A 23796-nucleotide genomic window follows, 5' to 3' on the forward strand; every position below is an offset into this window, starting at 1 on the left:
GCGGATGCTCACCCACAGCGTGCAAAACCTGTTGCAAGCCAAGGCCGCGGAACAAGCGGTGCAGTTGCAGAAAACCTTCGGTGAAAACCTGATCGTCATCACCGCGCTGGCCGACCAGATCAAAGGCTTGCGCACCACCGCCGCCAAGCGCGGGCTTGAAGCCGGCGCCCTGCGTGAAGAACTCAACCAAAGCCTCAAGACCACGTTCGAGCGCAACAGCAAGGTGCTCGGCATCTGGCTGTCCTTCGAACCCAACGGCCTGGATGGCAAGGACAGCGAGTTCATCGACGACAAGGCACGCGTCTCCAATGAAAAAGGCCGCTTCTCCAGTTACTGGAGCCGCGCCGGTGGCGATGGCCTGAACACCATCATGGTCGAGGACGACCTCACCAAGACCACCCCCAACCTCAGCGGTACGCCCTACAACATCTGGTACACCTGCCCACGGGACACCCGCAATGTGTGCCTGCTGGACCCTTACGCCGACGAAGTGGCCGGTAAATCGATGCTGATGACCACCATCGCCCTGCCCTTGCTGGTAGACGGTAAAGTGATTGGCGTGGTGGGGATCGATATCGCCCTCAACACCCTGCAGGCCGTGACGGACGCTGCGCAAAAAGAACTGTTCGATGGTGCGGCGCACCTGGAAATCCTGGCCGGTACCGGCTTGATCGCGGCCTACAGCGGCCAACCGGACAAAGTCGGCAAGAACCTGATCGACACCATCGGCGCCGAAGGCAAAGAGATTGTGCAGTTGCTGGCCAGTAACACACAGATGATCCGTGAACAGGACGACACCATCCGCGCCGTGTACCCGGTCAAGCCGATTGCCGACGCCAAAGCCTGGGGCATCGTAATCAAGCTGCCCAAAGACGTGATGCTGGCCGATACCGTGAAGCTGCAAGGCGTGCTCAACAAAGCCCAGGCCGCCTCCACCTTCAAGGCATTGCTGGTCGGCGCCGCGGCCGCCTTGCTCGGCTTGCTGCTGATCTGGCTGACCGCAACCGGCGTCACCCGCCCCATTAACAACGTGGCGGCCATGCTCAAGAACATCGCCAGCGGCGAAGGCGACCTCACCCAGCGCCTGGCCTACGCCAAGAAGGATGAATTGGGCGAGCTGGCCAACTGGTTCAACCGTTTCCTCGACAAGCTGCAACCGACCATCGCGCAGATCAAGCAAAGCATCACCGAAGCCCGTGGCACCGCCGACCAGTCCTCGGCCATCGCACGCCAGACCAGCGAAGGCATGCAAGTGCAGTTCCGCGAAATCGACCAAGTGGCCACCGCGTCCAACGAGATGAGTGCCACCGCCCACGATGTGGCCAACAGCGCATCCAATGCCGCGAGTGCGGCACGCGGAGCTGACCAGTCGGCGCGTGAAGGCATGTCGATCATTGAGCAGAGCACACGTGACATCACCACCCTGGCCGAAGAAGTCAGTAAGGCGGTGAGCGAAGTCGAAGCTCTGGCGGTGAACAGCGAGCAGATCGGTTCAGTGCTGGAAGTGATCCGCAGCATCGCCGAGCAGACCAACCTGCTCGCGCTGAATGCCGCCATCGAAGCGGCTCGTGCCGGGGAAAGCGGCCGGGGTTTTGCAGTGGTGGCTGACGAAGTACGCAACCTGGCCAAACGCACCCAGGATTCCGTGGAGGAAATCCGCCTGGTGATCGAACGCATCCAGACTGGCACTCGCGGCGTGGTCGCGACCATGCATTCCAGCCAGAGCCAGGCGCAAAGCAACGCCGGGCAGATCCATCAAGCCGTGCAGGCCTTGGGCAAGATCAGCGATGCGGTGACGGTGATCAGCGACATGAACCTGCAGATCGCCAGCGCCGCCGAACAACAGAGCGCCGTGGCCGAAGAGGTCAACCGCAACGTCTCGGCGATCCGCACCGTGACCGAAACCCTGACCGGCCAGGCCACTGAGTCGGCGGCCATCAGCAGCCAGCTCAATGCCCTGGCGACGCAGCAGATGACGCTGATGGACCAGTTCAAGGTCTGACCGCTTATTCAAACCCCACGCTAAACCCTGTGGGAGCCGGGCTTGCCCGCGATGGCGGTGGGTCAGCAATGACTCTATTGGCTGACACACCGCTATCGCCGGCAAGCCGGCTCCTACAGATTAACGCCCGGGCCAGGCCTGGACGAACGCTGCTACGTCTTCTTTGCCCGCCGTGCGCGGCGGGTTCTGCGGCGTGCCCAGGTACAGGAAGCCAATCACTTCCTCATCCGCCGTCAGCCCGAGGCCTTTGGCGACGTGGGCTGAGTAGGACAATTCACCGGTGCGCCACACCGCACCGATCCCCTGGGCGTAGGCCGCCAGCAGGATGCCGTGGGCTGCACAGGCGGCGGCCAACAGTTGCTCGGACTTGGGCACCTTGAAGTGCTCCTGCAACCGGGCAATCACCACCACCACCAGCGGCGCACGCAGCGGGCCGTTCTGGGCCTTGTCGATCACCGCTTGCGGTGCGTCGGCGTCTTGCAGGCGGGCGGCCTCGGCCAGCAACGTGCCCATTTGCTCACGGGCGGTGCCTTCCACAGTGAGGAAACGCCATGGGCGCAGTTGGCCGTGGTCAGGCGCGCGCATGGCGGCGGCGAACAGCACGTCGCGCTGCTCCTGGGTCGGCGCCGGCTCCAGCAAACGCGGCACGGAAACACGGTTGAGCAAAGCGTCGAGAGCCTGCATTGGCCACCTCCAGAGAAAAATGTGCGGCCATTCTAGCGGGATTGAATCGGATTGGACCAAACGATAATTGCTCTTATTCAATCCGCCCCGCCCTGTTAGACTTTGCGACCTTATTTTCAGCCGCCGTTCAGGAAACTCGATGTTCCGTTCGCTTTTTCGCCTGTCCGCAGCATTGATGGCCTTGAGCCTCACGGCCTGCGATGACGCCCCTCGCTTCACCAAGGCCGAGCCGGGTGAATCGCGCAGCGGTGGCGCCACGACGGTGAACAAGCGCGACCAGAACGCGTTCTCCCTACCCTCGGCCAACCTGCCCCCTACCCGCCGTCTGGACTTCAGCGTCGGCAACAGCTTCTTTCGCAGCCCGTGGGTGATCGCGCCGTCCACCACCACCGCACGGGATGGTCTGGGCCCGCTGTTCAACACCAATGCCTGCCAGAACTGCCATATCAAAGACGGCCGTGGCCATCCGCCGCTGCCCGACGCGCCCAACGCGGTGTCGATGCTGGTGCGCCTGTCGATCCCGGGCACGCCGGCCTATGCCAAGGTCATCGAACAGATCGGCGTGGTGCCCGAGCCGGTCTACGGCGGTCAACTGCAGGACATGGCCGTGCCCGGCGTGGCTCCGGAAGGCAAAGTGCGAGTGGACTACACACCGGTCAACGTCACGTTCAAGGACGGCACCGTTGTCGAGTTGCGCAAGCCCAACCTGCAAATCTCCCAGCTCGGCTACGGCCCGATGCATCCAGATACACTTTTTTCCGCGCGAATTGCGCCGCCCATGATCGGCCTGGGGCTGCTGGAAGCCATCAGCGACGCCGACATCCTGCGCAACACCGACCCAAAAACCGCCGACAAGGAAGCCCTCATCGGCCGCGCCAACCGGGTATGGGACGACGCCCAGCACACCACCGTCCTCGGGCGATTTGGCTGGAAAGCCGGGCAGCCAAACCTCAATCAACAAAATGTTCACGCATTTTCTGGTGATATGGGCCTCACCACGTCACTGAGACCCTTTGATGATTGCACCGATGCACAAGTCGCCTGCAAACAGGCGCCCAATGGCAATGGCCCGGATGGCGAGCCGGAAGTCAGCGACAATATCCTGCGCTTGGTGCTGTTCTACACGCGCAACCTGGCCGTACCCGCTCGCCGAGGCGTCAACACGCCGCAGGTACTGGCCGGCAAGAACCTGTTTTACCAGGCCGGCTGCCAGGGTTGTCACAAACCGTCGTTCACCACGGCCGCGACTGCCGCCGAGCCTGAGCTGGCCAACCAAGTGATCCACCCCTACAGCGACCTGTTGTTGCACGACATGGGCGAAGGCCTCGCCGACAACCGCAGCGAATTCAAGGCCGGTGGCCGCGATTGGCGCACCGCGCCGCTGTGGGGCATTGGCCTGACGCAAACCGTGAGTGGCCATACCCAGTTTTTGCATGACGGCCGCGCCCGCAACCTGCTCGAAGCCGTGCTGTGGCACGGCGGTGAAGCACACGCGGCGCAGCAGCATGTGCTGTCCTTTAATGCCGAGCAGCGCGCTGCGTTGCTGGCGTTCCTGAATTCTTTATAAGCGTTGCCCCAATTACAGAAGGGAGCTCTACATGTTCCGTCCCAAGTTGTTGTTCACCAGCCTGGCCGCCCTCGCACTGGGCGCCTGCTCGCCACAAGACCCGCAGGCCGTGACCTCGGCGGCCATCGCCAAGCAAGTGATCCTGCCGACCTACAGCCGCTGGGTCGAAGCCGACCGCCAACTGGCCGTCAGCGCCCTCGCCTACTGCCAGGGCAAGGAAAGCCTGGAGACCGCCCGCGCCGATTTCCTGCACGCACAAAAGGCTTGGGCCGAGTTGCAACCGCTGCTGATCGGCCCGCTGGCCGAAGGCAACCGTTCGTGGCAAGTGCAGTTCTGGCCGGACAAGAAAAACCTGGTCGGTCGCCAGGTTGAACAACTGGTCACCGCCCAGCCACAGATCGATGGCGCAGCGCTGGCCAAATCCAGCGTTGTGGTACAAGGCCTGTCGGCCTACGAATACATCCTCTACGACGCCAAGACCGACGTCGCTGACGAAGCCCAGAAAGCCCGTTACTGCCCGCTGCTGGTGGCCATTGGCGAGCGCCAGAAAGCCCTGGCCGAAGAGATCCTGGCCAGCTGGAACAGCACCGACGGCATGCTCGCGCAGATGACCAAGTTTCCGAACCAGCGCTACGCCGATTCCCACGAGGCCATCGCCGATCTGTTGCGCGTGCAGGTAACCGCACTGGACACGCTCAAGAAGAAACTCGGCACGCCGATGGGCCGCCAGACCAAGGGCATCCCGCAGCCGTTCCAGGCCGATGCGTGGCGCAGCGAGTCGTCCCTGCAAAGCCTCGAAGCCAGCCTGGCCGCCGCTCAGACCGTATGGGTCGGCATCGACAACAAGGGCCTGCGTGGCCTGTTGCCGTCGGACCAGAAGCCATTGGCTGACAAGATCGACGCCGCCTACGCCGCCTCCCTCAAACTGTTTGCCAGCAACCAGCGCACCCTCAATGAGTTGTTGGCCGACGATGCCGGGCGCCAGCAACTCAACGACCTCTATGACAGCCTCAACGTCGTCCACCGCCTGCACGAAGGCGAGCTGGCCAAGGCGCTGGGCATTCAACTGGGCTTTAACGCCAACGACGGTGACTGATGATGCTCAGGCGACAGGCTTTGGCCGTTGGCAGCGTGCTGCTCAGTGCAATCACCTTGGGTGGCTGGGCGCTGTTTAAAAGCAAAGACAAGGGCCCGCTGCTGCTGTCGGCGCGCGATGATGCGGACGGCAAACACTATGCCGTGGGTTACCGCTTGGACGGCAAGCCCGTGTTTGCCACCCAGGTCGGCCAACGCTGCCACGACATCATCAACCATCCGACGCTGCCGATTGCCCTGTTTGTCGCCCGCCGTCCGGGCACCGAGAGTTACCTGATCGACCTGCGCGATGGCACGCTGCTGCAAACCATCACCTCTAACGCCAATCGTCACTTTTACGGCCACGCGGTGATTCACAAGAGCGGCGACTGGCTGTATGCCACCGAAAACGACACCTCCGACCCCGGCCGTGGCCTGCTCGGCGTGTATAAATTCGAAGGCGAGCGGCTGGTGCACACGGGTGAGATCTCCACCCATGGCATAGGCCCGCATCAGGTGTCCTGGATGCCCGACGGCGAAACCCTGATTGTGGCCAACGGAGGCATTCGCACCGAGGCCGAAAGCCGGGTGGAGATGAACCTCAACGCCATGGAACCGAGCTTGGTGCTGATGCACCGCGACGGCACGCTGATCAGCAAGGAAACCCTCGGCCAGCAGATGAACAGCGTGCGGCATATGGGGATTGCCAGCGATGGCACCATCCTCACCGGGCAGCAGTTCATGGGGCCGTCCCAGGAGCGTTCCGAGCTGCTGGCGATCAAGCGTCCAGGGCAACCGTTCGTGGCGTTTCCGGTGGCTGATGAGCAGTTGCAGGCCATGGGGCACTACACCGCCAGCGTTGCGGTACACAGTGAGCTGCGGCTGGTGGCGCTGACGGCACCGCGTGGCAATCGCTTCTTTATCTGGGACATGGACAGCGGTGAGCTGCGCCTGGATGGGCCGCTGCCCGATTGCGCCGGCGTGGGTGCGGTGGCCGATGGGTTTGTTGTCACCTCAGGCCAGGGGCGCTGCCGTTTCTACGACTGCCGCCAGAAACCGTTGGTGGCCAAACCACTGGAGCTGCCGACCGGGCTTTGGGACAACCACCTGCACCTGGTCTGACGCCAGGGTATTCAAGGCAAAAAAAAGGGCCTCGCATCGCAAGGCCCTTCTCCGGGGGTTTGAATAATTTCAACTTTGCGGCCTCATGCCTTGAGACATCCCGAACATGAACAGCAACAGCTCATGATCGGGTTTGACCGCCACACTGGCCTTGGCGACGCGTGGCAACAGGCATTGCCCGCCACCTTGCACCGCATGCAGAACCTGTGTGCGAGGCTGCTCCCACGCCGCCAGGGCGAGGGCTGCAATGCCCAATGCCCCGACCAGAAACAAACCTCGTGCTATTTCTAGCTTCATCTGGTTAAACCCTTGATAGCGCTGCCAAACGCCGTCTCGTAAAAGTAGCTGAGTTTTTTCCAGTCGGTGCTGTTCCACGACGAATGGCGGCGCAATTGCAGCATGTCGTGGGAGGCGGCCCGATAAGCGGTCAAACGTTGGCGACACTTCTCAAAATCCAGCAACGCCACCTCCACATTGGCCGAGTCACCCTCACCCGTTACCCGCACAAAAATGTGCTTGATGTAGAGGCAACCATGCTGCCAACGGCCCTTGTGCATGCGCGCCAGGGTGCCCGCCAGCTCCTTGAGCAAACGCTCATGAACCTGTTCGCCGTACTGCTCACGCCCACCGGCGGCGTACCAGTTTTCGATCTCGTCGAAACCGTCCAGGGACGCAGTCACCAACAGGGCTTTCCATTGATGCTCCGGGTCGCGGCGCGCTTCGCAGAACACCAACTCCGGCACCCGCACATCCAGCAAACGCAGTCCTTTGAGGGCATCACGTTCACGCAAGACGGTCGGGCGTCCAAACGGGTGCAGCAGGCTGCGGTAGATATGCCCGGTCTGGCGCTTGCTGTAGAGCAAACGGCCATTGGGGCTGATCACCCGTTGCACACCACTTTCACCGCCGCGCCGACGGTTAGGCTCTTCCACCCACTCGCCCTGCTGGCGCCAGAAAAAATCGAATCGTTCTTCGGGAGCTACATGACTGCCTACTGCGCACTCAACTGCCATCCTGTTACCTCTTACGCAAGACATACACTCGCCACATGGCGTAGAGCGGTATGAAGTCCAGGGATTCCTGAACACGGAAACCGGCCTGCTCAAACTCTGCCTCAACAGTAGCAGCCGGTAGCACAAAGCGGTTTTGGTAACCTTCCTGCTCACCTTTCTCGCGACGTTTCGCTTCGGTGCGCTTGCGCTTCCATGCCTTGAAATTGCCATCCACCCACAGCGAAATAATCACGCTGTCACGGGTAACCCGCTGAAATTCCTTCAAAATCGCCAACCGATGCGCAGGCTCACCAATGTGGTGCATCAAGCGCATGCAAAAAATGCTGTCGACCGAGTTATCGGGCAGATCGATATCAAAGGCAGATGTCTGCAAGGGCCGTACCCGTTTCACCACATCGGCGGGCTGGGCGGCTGTAGCAACCTTTAACATCGACGCTGAATTGTCGGCCCCGATAATCACACGGTTGGGTTTTTCGGCCAGTAACGGCCAGAAACGCCCCGCCCCGCAAGGCAGGTCCAGCACCAGGCCGGGCTCACCAGCCATCGCCAGTGCACCACGCGCCAATTGCTCGTCGCGTTTGTGGGACAACCGGCGAGCCAGATTGTCCTGATGCTTGAGCAAATATTTCTGAGCGTGCTGATCGTCGTACTTTTCAGAAAATTCGAGTTTGGTCGGGGTAGACATCAACGGATCTCCAGTTGCTGATGCCTACAACCTTAAGCAGCGAACTGTGATCAACAGGTCAACCCGTTGTGAAAAACTTGTCCTGTCCAATCCCATACATTTCAAGACTTTACAGATACAAGCAGTGGCATGGGGCCATCTTCGCCGAAAAGGTGGGGATCTGCCGCAGGATAGCGGCAGGGAGGGGGCTCAGGGTTTGACCTGGCTCAACTCGACGTGGAAGCGGCAGCCGTTAGGCTCCATGGTACTGAGGCTGACGCTCCAGCCCTGGTTCTCGCAGATGCGCTGCACCAGTGAAAGCCCAAGGCCCAGGCCATCACCGCGCTTCTCGCTGCCACGTACAAACGGCTCGAACATCGCTTCGCGCTTGTCTTCGGGGATGCCCACGCCGGAGTCTTCCACCACAAAACCACTGGGCTCCAGGGTCAAGCGGATAAACCCGTGCTCGGTGTAGTGCAAGGCATTGCGCAACAGGTTGCCCATGACCGCATGCAGGAACGTCGTGTTATAGCGCGTATCCAGCGGCTGGCCAGGCTGGTAGATCAGCTCCAGGCCCTTGCGTTCGATAGGTTCACGCCAGATGCCAAGCAGGTCGTCGGCCACCTGGGAGAGGCTGACCTGAGGCGACATGGCGCCGTTATCGTGCTGGGCACGGGCGAGCATCAGGAAGGTCTGCACCAGTTCGCGCATTTCCTCACACGCCCGGGCAATTCGCTCGACCTGGTTGCGACCGCGCTGGTCGATGGCCGGGTTCTCCAGGAGCAATTCGCAGGAACTGGCCAGTACCATCAAGGGGGTGCGCAACTCGTGGCTCACATCGCTGGTAAACAACTGCTCGCGGTTCAGCGCCTGGCGCAACCGGCCCAGGGTGGCGTCGAAGGCCACGGCCAACTCGCCCACTTCGTCAGCGGCGTAGTCAGGCGCCAAGGGCGGCGCCAGGCCCAGCAGCTGGTCACGATGGCGAACCTGGCGGGCCAGGCGGACCACCGGAGCCATCACTTTGCGCGCCAGCACCCAGCCGAGGAACACCGCGAGCGCCAGGCTGAGCACAAAGCCCACCAACACCACGGCGAACAGCACGCGCTCACGTTCTTCAAAATCGCTTTGGTCTTGCAGCAGCACGTAGCGCCGGCCGTCGACCACTTCCACCATGGCGTGATACGACAGCGCCTCGCGGAACACTTCGTGAAAACCCGGCTCCAGGTGTCGCAGGTCCTTGGGCAACTCGAAATCACCGCGCCCACCGCTGAAATAAAACAGCTGGTCCGGCTCAGGCCGGTGGCTCCAGTCTTCGACGCTGTCCATCAGCAGCAGGCGTTGCAAGTCACCGCCCAGGCCAGCCGAGATCAGCTTCTCTTCCACCAAATGCACGGTGGCGACAATGCCCATGGCGAAGGCCCCCGCCACCAGTGCGCTCATCAACGCAAAGGCGATGATGATCCGCTGGGCAAGGCTTTGCTTAAACTCCATCACGACCCTCGGCCAGGCGATAACCCACACCGTGCACCGTTTGCAGCAACGGCTTGGCGAACGGCTTATCGATCACTTGGCGCAATTGGTGAACGTGGCTGCGCAGGCTGTCGCTGTCCGGGCAGTCATCGCCCCACAGCGCTTCTTCGAGGATCTCGCGGCGTAGCACGTGCGGGCTCTTTTGCATCAACACCGCCAGCAATTTCAGGCCGACCGGGTTGAGCTTGAGCAGGCGCCCTTCGCGGGTGACTTCCAACGTATCAAGGTCATAGCTCAGGTCGCCGACTTGCAGGGCACGTCGCCCGCCGCCCTGGGCACGGCGCAATACGGCTTCGATGCGGGCCGCCAGTTCCGACAGGGCGAACGGTTTGAGCAAGTAGTCGTCGGCGCCAGACTTGAAGCCCTGCAGCCGGTCATCCAGTTGGTCGCGAGCGGTGAGCATGATCACCGGGGTGTCGCGGCGTGCGTCTTCGCGCAGGCGTTTGCACAGGGTATAGCCATCGATACCCGGCAGCATGATGTCGAGCACGATCAAGTCGTAATGTTCGGTGGCGGCCAGGTGCAAGCCCGACAAACCGTCCTGCGCGCAATCCACGGTATAGCCTTTTAGCCCCAGGTAATCCGCCAGGTTGGCCAGAATATCGCGGTTGTCTTCAACCAATAAAATTCGCATGGGCAGTGTCTCCGTACGCGGTAACGGCCGTGTTGGCTCGCGCAGCTTAAGGCCAAGTGCGGCTCAGGGATAGACCTGGAAGGCCCGTCGATTAAGGTTTTCAACCGATATTTTAGTTGAACGAGATTTTCACTATAGCTTCACAAACTGACTACAGTGTCAGGGCGAAGATCGCCGCCCATTGATATAAGGAATGTAGACATGGGGTTTCTCAGAACGGCGCCTATGCGCTATTTGCTGCTCGTCACCGGCGCCTGGCTGGTTGTTTTCCTGCTCACTCGCAGTGTGTTGCTCGTCACTCACCTGGACGAAGTCGGTGGCAATTTGCTGCCGGTGTTTGGCGTGGGCGTGCTCTATGACTTGGGCTTCTTGACCTATGCGGCGTTGCCGTTAGGGCTGTATTTGCTGCTGTGCCCGCCCGCATTGTGGCGCCGCCGTGGCCATCGCTGGTTCCTGCAGGCGGTACTGACGGTCAGCCTGTTTGCCATGCTGTTTACCGCCGTCGCCGAGTGGCTGTTCTGGGATGAGTTCGGCGTACGCTTCAACTTTATTGCCGTCGACTACCTGGTGTATTCCAACGAGGTCTTGAACAACCTGCTGGAGTCCTACCCGATCGGCAAGCTGCTCAGCTTGTTGGCGATGCTCGCCATTGTGCTGAGCCTGGTCCTGCGCAAGCCATTCAATGCGGCGATGAGTGCCCCGCTGCCGCCGCTGCGTGGTCGTCTGCTGAATGCACTGGGCCTGTTGCTGGTTGCCGGGCTCAGCCTGCAACTGATCAGCCAGGACAGCCCCCGCGCCCAAGGCGGCAATGCCTACAAGAACGAACTGGCGAGCAATGGCCCGTACCAGTTTTTTGCAGCGTTCCGGAACAACGAACTGGACTACACGCAGTTCTATAAAAGCCTGCCCGCCGACGTGGTCGCCAAGCAGTTGCGCGCCGAACTCAGCGAACCCAACGCCCGCTTCATCGGCAAGGACCCGCTGGACATCCGCCGTGCCATCACCAACCCCGGCACGCTGCGCAAACCCAACATCGTGCTGGTGACCATCGAAAGCTTCAGCGCCAAGTACATGGGCAGCAATGGCGACGGGCGCAACCTCACGCCCAACCTGGACGCCTTGCGCCAGCAGAGCCTGTACTTCAATAACTTCTACGCCACCGGCACCCGCACCGATCGCGGCCTGGAGGCAATCACCCTGGCCATTCCCCCCACGCCCGGGCGCTCGATCGTCAAGCGCATCGGCCGTGAAAGTGGCTTCGCCAGCCTCGGCCAGCAGTTGAGTGCCATCGGCTACGACAGCGTGTTCGTCTACGGCGGGCGCGGTTACTTCGATAACATGAACGCGTTTTTCAGCGGCAACGGTTATCGGGTCGTGGACCAGAGCAGCGTGGCTGAATCGGAGATTTCGTTCAAAAACGCTTGGGGCATGGCCGACGAAGACCTATACCGACAAACCCTGAAACTGGCGGATGCCGACTATGCCAAGCAGCAGCCGTTCTTGCTGCAACTGATGACCACCTCCAACCACCGCCCTTACACCTACCCGGACGGGCGCATCGATATCAAGTCTGGCAACGGCCGTGACGGCGCGGTGAAATACACCGACCACGCCATCGGCGAGTTCCTCACGGCGGCGCGCCAGAAGCCGTGGTTCGACAATACGATCTTCATCTTCGTCGCCGACCACACCGCCGGCAGCGCGGGCAAGGAAGACCTGCCCATCACCAACTACCAGATCCCGTTGTTCATCTATGCGCCCAAGCTGATCGAAGCGCGGGAAAGTGCTCAACTGGCCAGCCAGATCGACCTGGCGCCCACGCTGCTGGGCCTGATCAACCTGAGCTACGAGTCGACCTTCTTTGGCCGCAACCTGTTGCAGGACAACCCGTTGCCACCGCGCGTGGTGGTGGGTAATTACCAGCACCTGGGTTTGTTTGACGGCAAGGACCTGGCGATCCTCAGCCCGCGTTTTGGGCTGCGTCGCCATGACCAAGCGCTGGGCGATAGTCAGGAGCTGCGGGTGGGCAGCGATGATCCGTTGATCCAGCGCGCGATCACCTATTACCAGGGGGCCAGTTATGGGTTCAAGCAGCAGTTGCTCAGCTGGAAAGCGCCCAAGGACACAACCCCGCAACTGACCAACCGCTGACCGTAGTGAGCGGGCTTGCACCGCGCGGCGGTGTGTCAGGAAAATGTGGGGCGCCTGATAGACCGCGGCGCGGGGCGAGCCCGCTCACTACAAAGGCACGGCCCCGCTTAGTAACCGGCAATAAAAAAGCCCCGCCTGCATCACTGCAGGCGGGGCTTTTTCAGTACGGGCGTAAGGCTGGCTTACATCATGCCGCCCATGCCACCCATGCCGCCCATGTCTGGCATGCCGCCGCCAGCTGCGCCTTCAGGCTTCGGCTTGTCAGCGATTGCAGCTTCGGTGGTCAGAACCAGGCCACCAATGGAGGAGGCTGCTTGCAGCGCGGAACGAGTCACCTTGGTAGGGTCCAGGATGCCCATTTCGATCATGTCGCCGTAGACGCCAGTCGCAGCGTTGTAACCGTAGTTACCTTTGCCGTTCTTGACTTCGTTGACCACCACGCTTGGCTCGTCGCCGGAGTTGGCAGCGATCTGGCGCAGTGGTGCTTCAACGGCACGACGCAGAACAGCGATACCCACGTCCTGATCGGCGTTGTCGCCTTTCAGGCCAGTCAAGGCTTCCAGAGCACGGATCAGCGCAACGCCACCGCCAGGTACCACGCCTTCTTCAACGGCTGCACGGGTAGCGTGCAGGGCGTCTTCAACGCGGGCTTTCTTCTCTTTCATTTCAACTTCGGAACCCGCGCCAACCTTGATCACTGCGACGCCGCCGGACAGCTTGGCCAGACGCTCTTGCAGTTTTTCACGGTCGTAGTCGGACGAAGTCTCGGCAACCTGGGCACGGATCTGAGTGATGCGAGCCTGGATGTCCTGCTCAACGCCAGCACCGTCAACGATGATGGTGTTTTCTTTGGAGATGGTCACGCGCTTGGCACTGCCCAGGTTTTCCAGGGTGGCGCTTTCCAGGCTCAGGCCGATCTCTTCGGAGATAACGGTACCGCCGGTCAGAACGGCGATGTCCTGCAGCATGGCCTTGCGACGGTCGCCGAAGCCTGGAGCCTTGACGGCTGCGACTTTAACGATGCCACGCATGTTGTTCACAACCAGGGTCGCCAGGGCTTCGCCTTCAACGTCTTCGGAAACGATCAGCAGTGGACGGCCAGCTTTGGCAACGGCTTCCAGTACTGGCAGCATTTCGCGGATGTTGGAGATCTTTTTGTCGACCAGCAGGATCAGCGGGCTGTCCAGCTCGGCAACCATGGTGTCTGGCTTGTTGACGAAGTACGGGGACAGGTAGCCACGGTCGAACTGCATGCCTTCTACAACCGACAGTTCGTTTTCCAGGCCAGTGCCTTCTTCAACGGTGATCACGCCTTCTTTGCCGACTTTTTCCATGGCTTCGGCAATGATGTCGCCGATGGAGCCGTCGGAGTTGGCGGAGATGGTGCCTACCTGAGCGATAGCCTTGGTGTCAGCGCATGGCTTGGACAGGTTTTTCAGCTCGGCAACAATGGCGATGGTCGCCTTGTCGATGCCGCGCTTCAGGTCCATTGGGTTCATGCCAGCAGCGACGGCCTTGTAGCCTTCGTTAACGATAGCCTGAGCCAGAACGGTAGCGGTGGTAGTACCGTCACCAGCGTCATCGTTGGCACGGGAGGCAACGTCTTTGACCAGCTGCGCGCCCATGTTTTCGAAACGGTCTTCAAGTTCGATTTCTTTGGCGACGGAAACGCCGTCCTTGGTGATGGTCGGAGCGCCGAAGCTCTTCTCGATGATCACGTTACGGCCTTTCGGGCCCAGGGTCGCTTTTACCGCGTCAGCCAGGACGTTGACACCAACGAGCATTTTCTTGCGGGCGGAATCGCCGAATTTAACTTCTTTAGCAGCCATGATCGATAATCCTTAAATTCTTTGGAGTAACGGGAAAGTAAGCGGAAAAATCACGCTTCCAGAACGGCGAGAATCTCGTTCTCGGCCATGACCAGCAGGTCTTCGCCGTCAACTTTCACAGTGTTGCTGCCGGAGTAAGGGCCGAATACAACCTTGTCACCGACTTTAACGGCCAGAGCACGCACTTCACCGTTTTCCAGGGTTTTGCCTGGACCAGCAGCGACGATCACACCGTGGTTGGCTTTTTCAGCAGCCGAACCTGGCAGAACGATACCGCCAGCGGTTTTCTTTTCTTCTTCGCTGCGACGGATTACGACGCGGTCGTGCAGAGGACGAAGCTTGCTCATTGTCGATCTCTCCTAATTGTGTTTTTCATCGGCCGGTGTCAGTACCGGCGGGTTGTAATCCGGCTGTGCCGGTCGCGGTTCGCCAAGCGAAACGCGGAAGTCTGTCTGGCGTTGCCACCAGAAACCTTGCGGTGACCGATACATAAGGGCGCATAAGCTTATTACAAGGGGGCTCGACGGATTTTTTTTGCACTCGCCGGGCGGTAAAAGCAACACGGCACCCGAAGGTGCCGTGCTGGTGAAGCGGTTACTTGGTGTCGCGGTGTTCGAACTCGCCTTCAATCACGTCGCCTTCACGCTCCAGCGGCTGGCGCGGGGTCGGGCCGCCACGGGATTGCAGGTCGTCGGCGAACGCTCGCTGACGGATCGCAGCCTCTTCGGCACGCTGGCGCATCTTGCCCGCCAGCAGCTTGCGGGTGAACGGCAACAACATCACCAGGCCGACCACATCGCTGATAAAGCCCGGCAGGATCAACAAGCCACCGGCCAGGGCCATCATCAGGCCTTCAAGCATGGTCTGGGCGGGCAGTTCGCCACGGTTCAGGCTTTCACGGGCACGCAGCGCCGTGGCCAGGCCGGCGACGCGCAGCACCAGAACGCCGAGCATCGAGCCGAGAATGATCAGCAACAGGGCCGGGAAAAACCCGATCGCGCTGCTGACTTGAACGAATACGAACAGCTCCAACACCGGGAACAGCAGAAAGAGCAATAAAAAAGGGCGCATCAAATGGTTCCTCAACGCAAGAATGCCTTGCCAGTCCACCTTAGATGACGTCGCCGTTTCGTGAATTCAAGCGCTGGCCGCCGCTTTTTTCGGCCAAACCTGGGCGTGAGCCAATGAAACCAGGGCTTCGCGCACTTGTGTCGGAGTGTTGCAAGACTCCGCAAAGGGCAACCAATATAAGGATTGGCCTATACGCAGGTGCATGCCTTCACTGTCTATGCCCGCCAGTTGTGCAGGCTCGGAGGTCGGCAAACCGGTGAGGTCGACGTAATGGGCAATAGCCTTGGTGTGATCGCTGTTCATGTGCTCGATCATGCTGCGCTCGGCCTTGCCCGCGAACGGGTTGGCGAGCGTCAGTTCATCGACCCAGTGAATCGCGCCAAACCCGCCGATATAACGGTGGCGCACCGGTTTGAGCACCCAGAAATCGAAGTCATGGGCCTTATGGTAGTTGGCCGAATCGGGGAAATAGCGGTAATAACGCTCGGCGGCCGCCTCGATGGCTGCGGCGTCCTCCAGCTTCTCGGCCTCTGCCAGGTAGGTCAGGCGCCCTACCGCTTGTACATCATCGGCCTCGCGCTCACCCACCAGCAGCGAGCACTTGGGGTCTTTCTGCAGGTTATGGGTGTGTTGGGCGATGCGGCTGATGAGGATCAGCGGGCGGCCTTGATCGTCGAGGCAATACGGCACCACCGAACCGAAGGGAAAGCCTGGCATGGCTTTGGACAGTGTGGCGAGCGCCCCACGGTATTCCTTGAGCAACAGCTCTCGGGCGTTCTTGGCAACCTGTGTGCTCAACGTATGACTCCTCGGGGTATTCAGCCGCCCATGGCATATGGGAATGGATCTCAACCACAAGGTAATCAATATCGGCAAAGGTTGCCAAGCAGGTTTTGTGCGGCCTTATTACCAGGCCACACCGAACCCGGCGGTGTAGCGGGTTTTGCTCAGACTGCTGTCCGAATCGCCGCTGATGATGTCGCGCTCGGCCTTGAGGTTGAGCGAGGCCCATTCGGTGACTTTGTAGCGCAGGCCCATTTCCGCATCCAGGGAGTAATCCACCGGCCCATCGATCGGCCGGCCCAATTCGCCGCTGGTGAAGAACTCGACGGTCTTGCCCACCAGGTAGCGGTTGTAGTTCCACTTCATGGCCACGGAGTAGAAGTTGTCCTTACCGCCGTCGGAATATTCGTAGTCAGTACGGTTGACCAGCGAACCCAGAGAGAACGCGCCCAATTCATCGTCCCAGAACTGGTAGCCCGGGCCGGTGCCGACGGTGCGTTGGCGGGACAGGTCTTCCACCTTGTCACGCTTATAGGTCAGGCGGCCCTGCCAGAACCAGTGCTCGGTGAGGAAGCGGTCCAGGTCGTATTCCAGGGCCCAGTTGTCGGTGGTAGTGACGTCGTCCTGGAACTCGCGGTTGTACTCACCCTGCCCCGTGTGGCGCCATTGGCCGTGACGGGCGGTGGTCTTGAAGTCGATGTCGTAGTCGTTGGTATCTTTTTCTGCGCGCTTGTAGTCCAGCGCCAGGTCGACGTTGCCTTTCCACACCAGGTCTTCGATCACAGGCTTGGGCTTGATGATCTGCTGGATGCTCGCCAGCTCCACGGTCTTGGGCGCTTCGCCATTGGCCAGGACTACTTTGCCGTCATCTGCGGCTTTGAGCGACTTGGCTTTCTCGCCCGTGTAGGCATCCTGTTTGACCAGCAATTCCTGGTCGCTTTCCAGGGTTTTCACCTGCTTCCAATCCACCGGGATGGCCCCTGCGTAGTCGGTCTGGATCAGCAGCTTGCCACCGTCGAAGACCTTGATCTTGCCGGTCAGGCGATCACCGTTCTTCAACCAGACGGTGTCGGCCAACAAGGGCGTGGAGGCGCTGAAAACAGCGAGGCACAGCAGGGTTCTGGACAACATAAGCAGGTTCGGGGCTCAAGTTTGACAAAAAAGGCGGCATTATCGTGTTAGATAACGCCTTAGCAAGGACTGACTCAGGGATTGGGGTTGAGTTCAGTGCTCATCGCGATATTTACAGACGTTTCTGACAAAAATGCCGACGATCTCAACGGATATGCCCACAGTGAATAAACCCGCCGAAACCCCGCAAAGCCCCGCCGAGATGCGCCGCACGGCGCTTTACCTGACATTGGCGCAGGTCCCGCCTAGCTGCGTGGTGAGCTACGGTGAACTGGCGCACTTGGCCGGGCTGGGACGCGCGGCACGCTGGGTGGGGCGCACCTTGAGCCAGCTTCCCGAGGACACCAAGCTGCCCTGGCACCGGGTGCTGGGTGCCGGTGGTCGGATAAGCCTACCGGTGGGCAGTGCCTCAGGCGACGAGCAACGCGCGCGATTGCGCAGCGAAGGCGTCACGATCCGCAACAATCGCGTGGATATTCAGCGTCATGGCTGGCGCCCGGTAGAGCACAGCGGTTAGAGTGCGCGCTTTGTTTCCGCAAATCTGAGGCAGACTCCAGCCCATGCCCCGTAAAACCTGGCGCGCCGCGCTCGCCGCCTATGCCAGCCCCTCGACGTTAGTGCTGTTGTTGCTCGGCTTCGCCGCCGGCTTGCCTTACATGTTGGTGTTCTCGACGCTTTCCGTGTGGCTGCGTGAGGCCGGTGTGGCCCGCGAGACCATCGGCTATGCGAGCCTGATCGGTCTGGCCTACGCCTTTAAATGGGTCTGGTCACCGCTGCTCGACCAATGGCGCCTGCCGCTGCTCGGTAAACTCGGGCGCCGTCGTTCCTGGCTGGTACTAGCCCAGTCACTGGTAATCCTCGGATTGATCGGCATGGGCTTCTGCGATCCGCAGAAACACTTGTCCTGGCTGATCGCCATCGCTGTCATCGTCGCCTTCGCGTCGGCCACCCAGGATATTGCAGTAGACGCCTATCGCCTGGAAATCGCCGACGACAGCCGCCAGGCCGCCCTGGCGGCCAGCTATATGTCTGGCTACCGCATTGCCGCCCTGCTGGCGACGGCCGGCGCGCTGTTCTTTGCCGAAGGCTTCGGCTCGACCGGCTTCAACTATAAGCACTCGGCCTGGACCGGCACCTACGTGCTGTTCGGCGTGCTGATGATCCCGGCACTGCTGACCACCCTGTTCATGCGCGAGCCGAACGTACCACTGCGTACCCAGTTGCAGGCCGGTCGCTACAGTTTCATGCACCAGTTGGTGTCGGTGTTCGTCCTGATTGTGCTGCTGGTGTCGGTGCCGGCGATGTTCACCCAGCTGTACAACACGGATTTCGCCAGCGTGCTGTTCCATGGCGTGAGCCTGTGGGAACTGCTGATGGAAGACCGCGCCTTCCTGCGCGCCATTCTCTACATTACCCTCACCTGCCTGTGCCTTTCGGCCATGGGTCGCCGTGGCCTGGCGCCGGTGCTGACGCCGGTCAACGACTTCATCGTGCGCTACCGCTGGCAGGCGCTGCTGCTGCTCGGGCTGATTGCGACCTACCGCATGTCCGACACCGTGATGGGCGTGATGGCGAACGTGTTCTACATCGACCAAGGCTTTACCAAGGATCAGATCGCCGGCGTCAGCAAGATCTTCGGCCTGATCATGACCCTGCTCGGCGCGGGCATGGGCGGCCTGTTGATCGTACGATTCGGCATCCTGCCGATCCTGTTCATCGGCGGCGTGGCCTCGGCCGCAACCAACCTGCTGTTCGTGATGCTCGCCGACATGGGCCCGGACCTGCAGATGCTGATTTTCACGATTTCCCTGGACAACTTCAGTTCCGGCCTGGCCACTTCGGCGTTCGTGGCCTACCTGTCGAGCCTGACCAACCTCAAGTTTTCCGCGACCCAATACGCGCTGCTCAGCTCGATCATGCTGTTGCTGCCGCGCCTGATCGGCGGCTATTCAGGGGTGATGGTGGAGAAGTTTGGCTACCACAACTTCTTCCTGATCACCTGCCTGCTGGGCGTGCCGACGTTGTTCCTGATTGCCTTGCATTGGTTCCAGGAAAATCGGCGGGCTCGGTTGAATCCGCCAGCTGACGAAGTATCTCCCCTGTAGGAGCCGGCTTGCCGGCGATGAGGCCCGCAAGCCTCGCGTCAATCTCAAAGACGCCATCGCCGGCAAGCCGGCTCCTACATACCCCTCTGTATTCTGATGCCTGTACTCCGGCAGTTTGCGCCCGTACAATCCAGAGTCATTTCAAGTCCAAGCAACCGACAACGGCCTACCATGCGTACCAGTCAATATTTGCTCGCCACACAGAAAGAAACGCCTTCCGACGCGGTTGTGATCAGCCATCAGTTGATGCTGCGCGCCGGCATGATCCGCAAACTGGCCTCCGGCCTGTACACCTGGCTGCCCATGGGCTTGAAGGTGATGCGCAAGGTCGAAGCCATCGTTCGTGAGGAAATGAACGCCGCCGGCTCTCTGGAAGTGTTGATGCCGAGCACTCAACCGGCTGAACTGTGGCAGGAATCCGGGCGCTGGGAAGAGTACGGACCTGAGTTGCTGCGCTTCAAGGACCGTCATGGCCGCGATTTCTGCGCCGGCCCGACCCACGAAGAAGTGATCACCGACCTGATGCGCAACGAGCTGAGCAGCTACAAGCAGCTGCCGTTGAACCTGTATCAGATCCAGACCAAGTTCCGTGACGAAATCCGCCCACGCTTCGGTTTGATGCGCGGCCGCGAATTCATCATGAAGGACGCGTATTCGTTTCACGCCGACCAGGCGTCCCTGCAGGTCACCTACGACCGCATGCACACCGCCTACTGCAACGTGTTCACGCGCCTGGGCCTGAAGTTCCGCCCGGTTGAAGCGGACAACGGCTCCATCGGCGGTGCCGGCTCCCACGAATTCCACGTGCTGGCCGAGTCCGGCGAAGACGATATCGTGTTCAGCAACGGTTCCGACTACGCGGCGAACATCGAGAAAGCCGAAGCCGTGCCACGGGAAACCTCCCGTCCTGCTCCGGCCGAAGCACTGCGCCTGGTGGATACCCCAGAGACCAAGACCATCGCGGCTCTGGTGGAAAAATTCAATCTGCCGATTGAAAAGACCATCAAGACCCTGATCGTGCGCGCTGAAGAAGAAGGCAAGCTGATTGCCCTGGTAATCCGTGGCGACCACGAGCTCAACGAAATCAAGGCGGCCCAGCAACCTGGCGTGGCCAGCCCGCTGGTGATGGCCACCGATACCGAACTGCGCGACGCCATTGGCGCCGGTGCGGGCTCCCTCGGCCCGCTGAACCTGCCACTGCCGATCATCATCGACCGCTCGGTCGAGCTGATGAGCGACTTCGGTATCGGCGCCAACATCGACGACAAGCACTACTTCGGCGTGAACTGGGAGCGTGACCTGCCGGTTCCGACCGTGGCGGACCTGCGTAACGTGGTGGCCGGCGACCCAAGCCCGGACGGCAAGGGCACCCTGGAGATCAAGCGCGGCATCGAAGTCGGGCACATCTTCCAGCTGGGCAACAAGTACAGCAAGGCGATGAAGTGCGAAGTGCTGGGCGAGAACGGCAAGCCGATCACCCTGGAAATGGGTTGCTACGGTATTGGCGTGTCACGCGTGGTGGCAGCTGCCATCGAGCAGAACAACGACGAGAAAGGCATCATCTGGAGCGACGCCCTGGCCCCGTTCCAAATCGCCCTGGTACCGCTGCGCTACGACAACGAGCAAGTACGCGAAGCCACTGACAAGCTGTATGCCGAACTGACGGCCGCCGGTTTTGAAGTGTTGCTCGATGACCGGGACAAGAAAACCAGCCCGGGCATCAAGTTTGCCGACATGGAGCTGATTGGCATCCCGCACCGTATCGTGGTCAGTGACCGCGGCCTGGCGGATGGCAATCTGGAATACAAGAGCCGGACCGAAGCCGAAGCCCAACCGTTGCCGGTGGCTGACGTGCTGTCTTTCCTTCAGGCGCGTATTCGTCGCTGAAAACCAGATCAAGAGAAGTCATGTTCAAGCGAAACACCAGAGCCCTGGGGGGCGCCGCCTTGTGCGGCGCCCTGCTGGTCAGCGGCTGCGCCAACCAGATGTCGCAACGCAGTGAGCACGAGGAACGGGTCGAGCGTAAGTTGCTCGACCACAGCCTGCAGATCGATGTAGGCGAGCCCAAAGTGCTGGAACTGCCGCAACGCCGGGTTCGGATTCACGAGCAAAAGACCTTTGAGGTCACCGAGTTCGAAGTCACCCGTCGTTACGATCGCTACACCCCCTACCAGCCCTGGCGCAAACTCTACGAGATGCCTCTGGGTGCCGTGGCTCTGGTGGCTGGCGCCGGCGCCAACGTGGCGAATATCTTCGCCCTCGGCAACCTGCCCACCAGCATGACCCGCGACTGGCTGAGCTACGGCGTGGACGGCATCAACCCGTTCATGAACGTGCAATCCCATGGCCGTGCGCAACAGAACCTGGCGGGTATCGATGAAGTCCAGCGCGACAAGCGCGTGGAGTATTCGAGCCTGCCCTGGAGCGAGCGCCCGGTGCAGGTCACTGCCGGCAAGCAGACCCATGAACTGACCACCGACCGCAACGGCGTCCTGCGCCTGAACCTGTTGGACAGCCCATTTGCCGAACAGGATCTGAACCGCGTCAGCACCTTGAAGATCAGCGTGGAAGATGGCCAGGACGATGTGCATTCGGACTCGACCCTGGCGATCAGCAGCACCCTGCGCAGCAAGTTGCTGGAGGCCCACGGCCTGATCTACGACGACCTGGAAGACGACGAGGTCAACCAGTGGGTGCACCGCGTCAAGCGCCTGTCGGAGTTGGGTCTGGAAGAAGAAGCCAGTGAACTGGAACAAAGCCTGATCGAACTGACCCGCAATGATCCGGAGTTGCAGCAGGAATTCCTGCAGGCATTGACCAAGGATGCGGGGCGTTTGGTGGCAGACCCCGGCGCACGCTGAAACCTGATGCGCACGCTTCCTTGTAGGAGCCCGGCTTGCCACCGCGATTAAACGCCTGCGTCAGCAGCTGTTGATAACTCTCCAGGTCCCGCCCTGCCCCCGCCTGTTCCAGTGTGGTCTGGGTAAAGTCATGAAACTTCACTTTCACGAACGGCTTACCGGCGCGGTAGCTGCTGTCGATGCGCGACATGCGCCCGGCCAGGGTTTCCATCAGTTCAGGCAATTTCGCCAGGCAGCTTGAAAGGTCCGGCAGGTCGACATCGTAGGTGTTTTCCACGCTGATCGATTGGCGGCGGCTGTCGTTCTGCACGGCGCGATCATCGATCCCACGGGCCAAACTCCACAGTCGTTCACCGAAACTGCCGAACTCACGCACCAGCGCCAACTTGTTCCACTCGCGCAATTGCAGGCAGTCCTCGATGCCCAGGCGCGCCAGCTTGTCCGCCGTGACCTTGCCCACCCCGTGCAGCTTGCTGACCCGCAACTGGGACACAAAATCCTCGACCTGATCCGGCGTGATCACATACAGCCCGTTGGGTTTCTTCCAGTCGCTGGCGATCTTGGCCAAAAACTTGTTCGGCGCGACCCCGGCAGACACTGTGATATGCAACTGGTTGGAGACCCGCCGACGGATGTCCTGGGCGATACGCGTCGCGCTGCCGCCAAAGTGCGGGCTGTCGGAGACGTCCAGGTAGGCTTCATCCAGGGAGAGCGGCTCGATCAAATCGGTGTAATCGCGAAAGATCGTCTGGATTTCCTTTGACGCTTCTTTATAGGCGTCCATGCGCGGCTTGACGATGGTCAGGTCCGGGCACAGCTTCAAGGCGTGACGGGAAGACATGGCCGAGCGCACGCCATAGGCCCGCGCCTCGTAGTTGCAGGTGGCGATCACCCCACGCCGGTCCGCCGAGCCGCCCACGGCCAGGGGCTTTTGCGCCAGGCTCGGGTCATCGCGCATCTCGATGGCGGCGTAGAAGCAATCACAGTCGACGTGGATGATTTTGCGCTGCGTCATATAAAGGGGTGTGGTCCTACGGGTGGCCAGTATCGCATTCACCCCTGTATATAGCACCAGTAGTTTGAATCTTCCGTCTGAGTGGTAGGAAATTTCGCCAATGAATTTATTTTCTCAATCGAAATCGGCAATCCGATAGAGCTGAAAGCCACGGCCTGACTGGCCCCAAGCCCTTTCGGAAACCCACCCCGGCACGCTAACCGATTGAAGCAGAAGCGCTTTTCCTGGAATCTACGGTTGACACACCGAAGTTCCTCTGTAGAATGCCGACACACAGACGCGGGATGGAGCAGTCTGGTAGCTCGTCGGGCTCATAACCCGAAGGTCGTCGGTTCAAATCCGGCTCCCGCAACCAAACATCAAAAAAGGCTACTCGAAAGAGTGGCCTTTTTTGTATCCGGTGAAAAAGTTCTTCTGAAACAATGACATGGCATATTTCATGAAACCCTACACGGTTTGTTGAGTCCATGTCTTTGCAAGCTATGCTCAATGCTCAAGCGCTACCCTCTACGACCAATGGCCGCTGTCGCCGCCCCCGGCGATACGCGTTAATATTTGTA

Annotated in this window: 20 protein-coding genes, 1 tRNA gene and 2 pseudogenes; 11 read left to right on the forward strand and 12 right to left on the reverse strand. The window is 60.6% G+C overall.

The window, feature by feature from the left end:
- Window positions 1-4: 4 nt before the first annotated feature.
- Together AC07OV_RS08715 and AC07OV_RS08720 are read left to right on the forward strand one after the other, a co-directional pair.
- Window positions 5-1144 (forward strand): annotated as a pseudogene (locus tag AC07OV_RS08715) (methyl-accepting chemotaxis protein); the annotation flags it as partial.
- A 102-nt stretch (window positions 1145-1246) separates the two neighbouring features.
- Complete coding sequence (locus tag AC07OV_RS08720) at window positions 1247-2002, forward strand: methyl-accepting chemotaxis protein (protein WP_494996687.1); 756 nt, start codon at window positions 1247-1249, stop codon at window positions 2000-2002.
- A 120-nt stretch (window positions 2003-2122) separates the two neighbouring features.
- Here the strand turns inward: AC07OV_RS08720 and AC07OV_RS08725 are convergent, their stop codons facing one another.
- Complete coding sequence (locus AC07OV_RS08725; protein ID WP_495092053.1) at window positions 2123-2686, reverse strand: NAD(P)H nitroreductase; 564 nt, start codon at window positions 2684-2686, stop codon at window positions 2123-2125.
- 139 nt (window positions 2687-2825) lie between these two features.
- On the opposite strand from AC07OV_RS08725, the gene AC07OV_RS08730 reads away from it, so the two are divergent.
- From AC07OV_RS08730 to AC07OV_RS08740, 3 genes are read left to right on the forward strand one after another with little or no spacing between them, the layout of a single operon-like run.
- The gene (locus AC07OV_RS08730; RefSeq protein WP_495092054.1) at window positions 2826-4253 is read left to right on the forward strand and encodes a di-heme oxidoreductase family protein; all 1428 of its coding nucleotides are present in this window, start codon (window positions 2826-2828) and stop codon (window positions 4251-4253) included.
- A 31-nt stretch (window positions 4254-4284) separates the two neighbouring features.
- Window positions 4285-5349: an imelysin family protein gene (locus tag AC07OV_RS08735; protein ID WP_494996677.1), complete on the forward strand. Its 1065-nt coding sequence runs from the start codon at window positions 4285-4287 to the stop codon at window positions 5347-5349.
- 2 nt (window positions 5350-5351) lie between these two features.
- Window positions 5352-6449 (forward strand): DUF1513 domain-containing protein, encoded by a 1098-nt coding sequence (locus AC07OV_RS08740; RefSeq protein WP_495092124.1) that lies wholly within the window; start codon window positions 5352-5354, stop codon window positions 6447-6449.
- A 69-nt stretch (window positions 6450-6518) separates the two neighbouring features.
- Here the strand turns inward: AC07OV_RS08740 and AC07OV_RS08745 are convergent, their stop codons facing one another.
- The 5 genes from AC07OV_RS08745 to colR form a co-directional block, all read right to left on the reverse strand.
- Window positions 6519-6746, reverse strand: coding sequence for a hypothetical protein (locus tag AC07OV_RS08745; protein WP_494996676.1), 228 nt, complete (start codon window positions 6744-6746; stop codon window positions 6519-6521).
- On the reverse strand, window positions 6743-7462 hold the full coding sequence (locus AC07OV_RS08750) for a lipopolysaccharide kinase InaA family protein (RefSeq protein ID WP_494996675.1): 720 nt from the start codon (window positions 7460-7462) through the stop codon (window positions 6743-6745). The genes AC07OV_RS08745 and AC07OV_RS08750 overlap by 4 nt, the downstream gene beginning before the upstream one ends.
- A gap of 4 nt (window positions 7463-7466) precedes the next feature.
- Window positions 7467-8147 carry a class I SAM-dependent methyltransferase gene (locus AC07OV_RS08755; protein WP_176994364.1) on the reverse strand — a complete coding sequence of 227 codons (681 nt, stop codon included), beginning with the start codon at window positions 8145-8147 and terminating at the stop codon, window positions 7467-7469.
- Between the two features lie 189 nt (window positions 8148-8336).
- Window positions 8337-9617 (reverse strand): sensor histidine kinase, encoded by a 1281-nt coding sequence (locus AC07OV_RS08760; RefSeq protein WP_494996674.1) that lies wholly within the window; start codon window positions 9615-9617, stop codon window positions 8337-8339.
- Window positions 9607-10290: a two-component system response regulator ColR gene (gene colR / locus AC07OV_RS08765; RefSeq protein WP_003175870.1), complete on the reverse strand. Its 684-nt coding sequence runs from the start codon at window positions 10288-10290 to the stop codon at window positions 9607-9609. The genes AC07OV_RS08760 and colR overlap by 11 nt, the downstream gene beginning before the upstream one ends.
- Window positions 10291-10491: 201 nt before the next feature.
- Here colR and AC07OV_RS08770 point away from each other — a divergent pair, with 201 nt between their 5' ends.
- Entirely contained in the window at window positions 10492-12441 is a 1950-nt protein-coding gene (locus tag AC07OV_RS08770; RefSeq protein WP_495092055.1) for an LTA synthase family protein, read from the forward strand.
- A 182-nt stretch (window positions 12442-12623) separates the two neighbouring features.
- Here the strand turns inward: AC07OV_RS08770 and groL are convergent, their stop codons facing one another.
- The 5 genes from groL to AC07OV_RS08795 all read right to left on the reverse strand — a co-directional run bounded on the left by groL (window position 12624) and on the right by AC07OV_RS08795 (window position 17255).
- Window positions 12624-14270 carry a chaperonin GroEL gene (gene groL, locus AC07OV_RS08775; protein WP_176994367.1) on the reverse strand — a complete coding sequence of 549 codons (1647 nt, stop codon included), beginning with the start codon at window positions 14268-14270 and terminating at the stop codon, window positions 12624-12626.
- A gap of 50 nt (window positions 14271-14320) precedes the next feature.
- Window positions 14321-14617 (reverse strand): co-chaperone GroES, encoded by a 297-nt coding sequence (locus AC07OV_RS08780; RefSeq protein WP_016975516.1) that lies wholly within the window; start codon window positions 14615-14617, stop codon window positions 14321-14323.
- Window positions 14618-14864: 247 nt separating this feature from the next.
- The gene (locus AC07OV_RS08785; protein WP_176994368.1) at window positions 14865-15341 is read right to left on the reverse strand and encodes an FxsA family protein; all 477 of its coding nucleotides are present in this window, start codon (window positions 15339-15341) and stop codon (window positions 14865-14867) included.
- Between the two features lie 66 nt (window positions 15342-15407).
- Window positions 15408-16139, reverse strand: a complete 732-nt coding sequence (locus tag AC07OV_RS08790) for a HugZ family pyridoxamine 5'-phosphate oxidase (protein WP_495092056.1) — start codon at window positions 16137-16139, stop codon at window positions 15408-15410.
- Window positions 16140-16247: 108 nt separating this feature from the next.
- Window positions 16248-17255 carry a DUF481 domain-containing protein gene (locus AC07OV_RS08795; RefSeq protein WP_495092057.1) on the reverse strand — a complete coding sequence of 336 codons (1008 nt, stop codon included), beginning with the start codon at window positions 17253-17255 and terminating at the stop codon, window positions 16248-16250.
- Window positions 17256-17409: 154 nt separating this feature from the next.
- On the opposite strand from AC07OV_RS08795, the gene AC07OV_RS08800 reads away from it, so the two are divergent.
- From AC07OV_RS08800 to AC07OV_RS08815, 4 genes are all read left to right on the forward strand, one after another.
- Window positions 17410-17772: an MGMT family protein gene (locus AC07OV_RS08800; RefSeq protein ID WP_495092058.1), complete on the forward strand. Its 363-nt coding sequence runs from the start codon at window positions 17410-17412 to the stop codon at window positions 17770-17772.
- Window positions 17773-17815: 43 nt separating this feature from the next.
- Window positions 17816-19360 carry an AmpG family muropeptide MFS transporter gene (locus AC07OV_RS08805; protein ID WP_494996671.1) on the forward strand — a complete coding sequence of 515 codons (1545 nt, stop codon included), beginning with the start codon at window positions 17816-17818 and terminating at the stop codon, window positions 19358-19360.
- Window positions 19361-19531: 171 nt separating this feature from the next.
- Window positions 19532-21247 (forward strand): proline--tRNA ligase, encoded by a 1716-nt coding sequence (locus AC07OV_RS08810; protein ID WP_495092059.1) that lies wholly within the window; start codon window positions 19532-19534, stop codon window positions 21245-21247.
- A gap of 20 nt (window positions 21248-21267) precedes the next feature.
- Window positions 21268-22221 carry a hypothetical protein gene (locus AC07OV_RS08815; RefSeq protein ID WP_176994374.1) on the forward strand — a complete coding sequence of 318 codons (954 nt, stop codon included), beginning with the start codon at window positions 21268-21270 and terminating at the stop codon, window positions 22219-22221.
- A 31-nt stretch (window positions 22222-22252) separates the two neighbouring features.
- On the opposite strand, the pseudogene dinB reads toward AC07OV_RS08815, so the two are convergent.
- A pseudogene (dinB, locus tag AC07OV_RS08820) lies at window positions 22253-23236 on the reverse strand (DNA polymerase IV); the annotation flags it as partial.
- A 278-nt stretch (window positions 23237-23514) separates the two neighbouring features.
- On the opposite strand from dinB, the gene AC07OV_RS08825 reads away from it, so the two are divergent.
- A tRNA-Met gene (locus AC07OV_RS08825) sits at window positions 23515-23591 on the forward strand.
- The last annotated feature ends 205 nt before the right edge of the window (window positions 23592-23796 follow it).

The sequence above is a fragment of the Pseudomonas sp. GW821-FHT09A09 genome (genome assembly GCF_059418405.1).

Coding starts and splice junctions, on each gene's coding strand:
- colR (WP_003175870.1), bottom strand. CDS start 10,290: ATGCGAATTTTATTGGTTGAAGACAACCGCGATATTCTGGCCAACCTG.
- AC07OV_RS08815 (WP_176994374.1), top strand. CDS start 21,268: ATGTTCAAGCGAAACACCAGAGCCCTGGGGGGCGCCGCCTTGTGCGGC.
- AC07OV_RS08755 (WP_176994364.1), bottom strand. CDS start 8,147: ATGTCTACCCCGACCAAACTCGAATTTTCTGAAAAGTACGACGATCAG.
- AC07OV_RS08805 (WP_494996671.1), top strand. CDS start 17,816: ATGCCCCGTAAAACCTGGCGCGCCGCGCTCGCCGCCTATGCCAGCCCC.
- AC07OV_RS08800 (WP_495092058.1), top strand. CDS start 17,410: ATGCCCACAGTGAATAAACCCGCCGAAACCCCGCAAAGCCCCGCCGAG.
- AC07OV_RS08750 (WP_494996675.1), bottom strand. CDS start 7,462: ATGGCAGTTGAGTGCGCAGTAGGCAGTCATGTAGCTCCCGAAGAACGA.
- AC07OV_RS08785 (WP_176994368.1), bottom strand. CDS start 15,341: ATGCGCCCTTTTTTATTGCTCTTTCTGCTGTTCCCGGTGTTGGAGCTG.
- AC07OV_RS08780 (WP_016975516.1), bottom strand. CDS start 14,617: ATGAGCAAGCTTCGTCCTCTGCACGACCGCGTCGTAATCCGTCGCAGC.
- AC07OV_RS08740 (WP_495092124.1), top strand. CDS start 5,352: ATGCTCAGGCGACAGGCTTTGGCCGTTGGCAGCGTGCTGCTCAGTGCA.
- AC07OV_RS08735 (WP_494996677.1), top strand. CDS start 4,285: ATGTTCCGTCCCAAGTTGTTGTTCACCAGCCTGGCCGCCCTCGCACTG.
- AC07OV_RS08770 (WP_495092055.1), top strand. CDS start 10,492: ATGGGGTTTCTCAGAACGGCGCCTATGCGCTATTTGCTGCTCGTCACC.
- AC07OV_RS08730 (WP_495092054.1), top strand. CDS start 2,826: ATGTTCCGTTCGCTTTTTCGCCTGTCCGCAGCATTGATGGCCTTGAGC.
- AC07OV_RS08795 (WP_495092057.1), bottom strand. CDS start 17,255: ATGTTGTCCAGAACCCTGCTGTGCCTCGCTGTTTTCAGCGCCTCCACG.
- AC07OV_RS08760 (WP_494996674.1), bottom strand. CDS start 9,617: ATGGAGTTTAAGCAAAGCCTTGCCCAGCGGATCATCATCGCCTTTGCG.
- groL (WP_176994367.1), bottom strand. CDS start 14,270: ATGGCTGCTAAAGAAGTTAAATTCGGCGATTCCGCCCGCAAGAAAATG.
- AC07OV_RS08725 (WP_495092053.1), bottom strand. CDS start 2,686: ATGCAGGCTCTCGACGCTTTGCTCAACCGTGTTTCCGTGCCGCGTTTG.
- AC07OV_RS08745 (WP_494996676.1), bottom strand. CDS start 6,746: ATGAAGCTAGAAATAGCACGAGGTTTGTTTCTGGTCGGGGCATTGGGC.
- AC07OV_RS08720 (WP_494996687.1), top strand. CDS start 1,247: ATGCAAGTGCAGTTCCGCGAAATCGACCAAGTGGCCACCGCGTCCAAC.
- AC07OV_RS08810 (WP_495092059.1), top strand. CDS start 19,532: ATGCGTACCAGTCAATATTTGCTCGCCACACAGAAAGAAACGCCTTCC.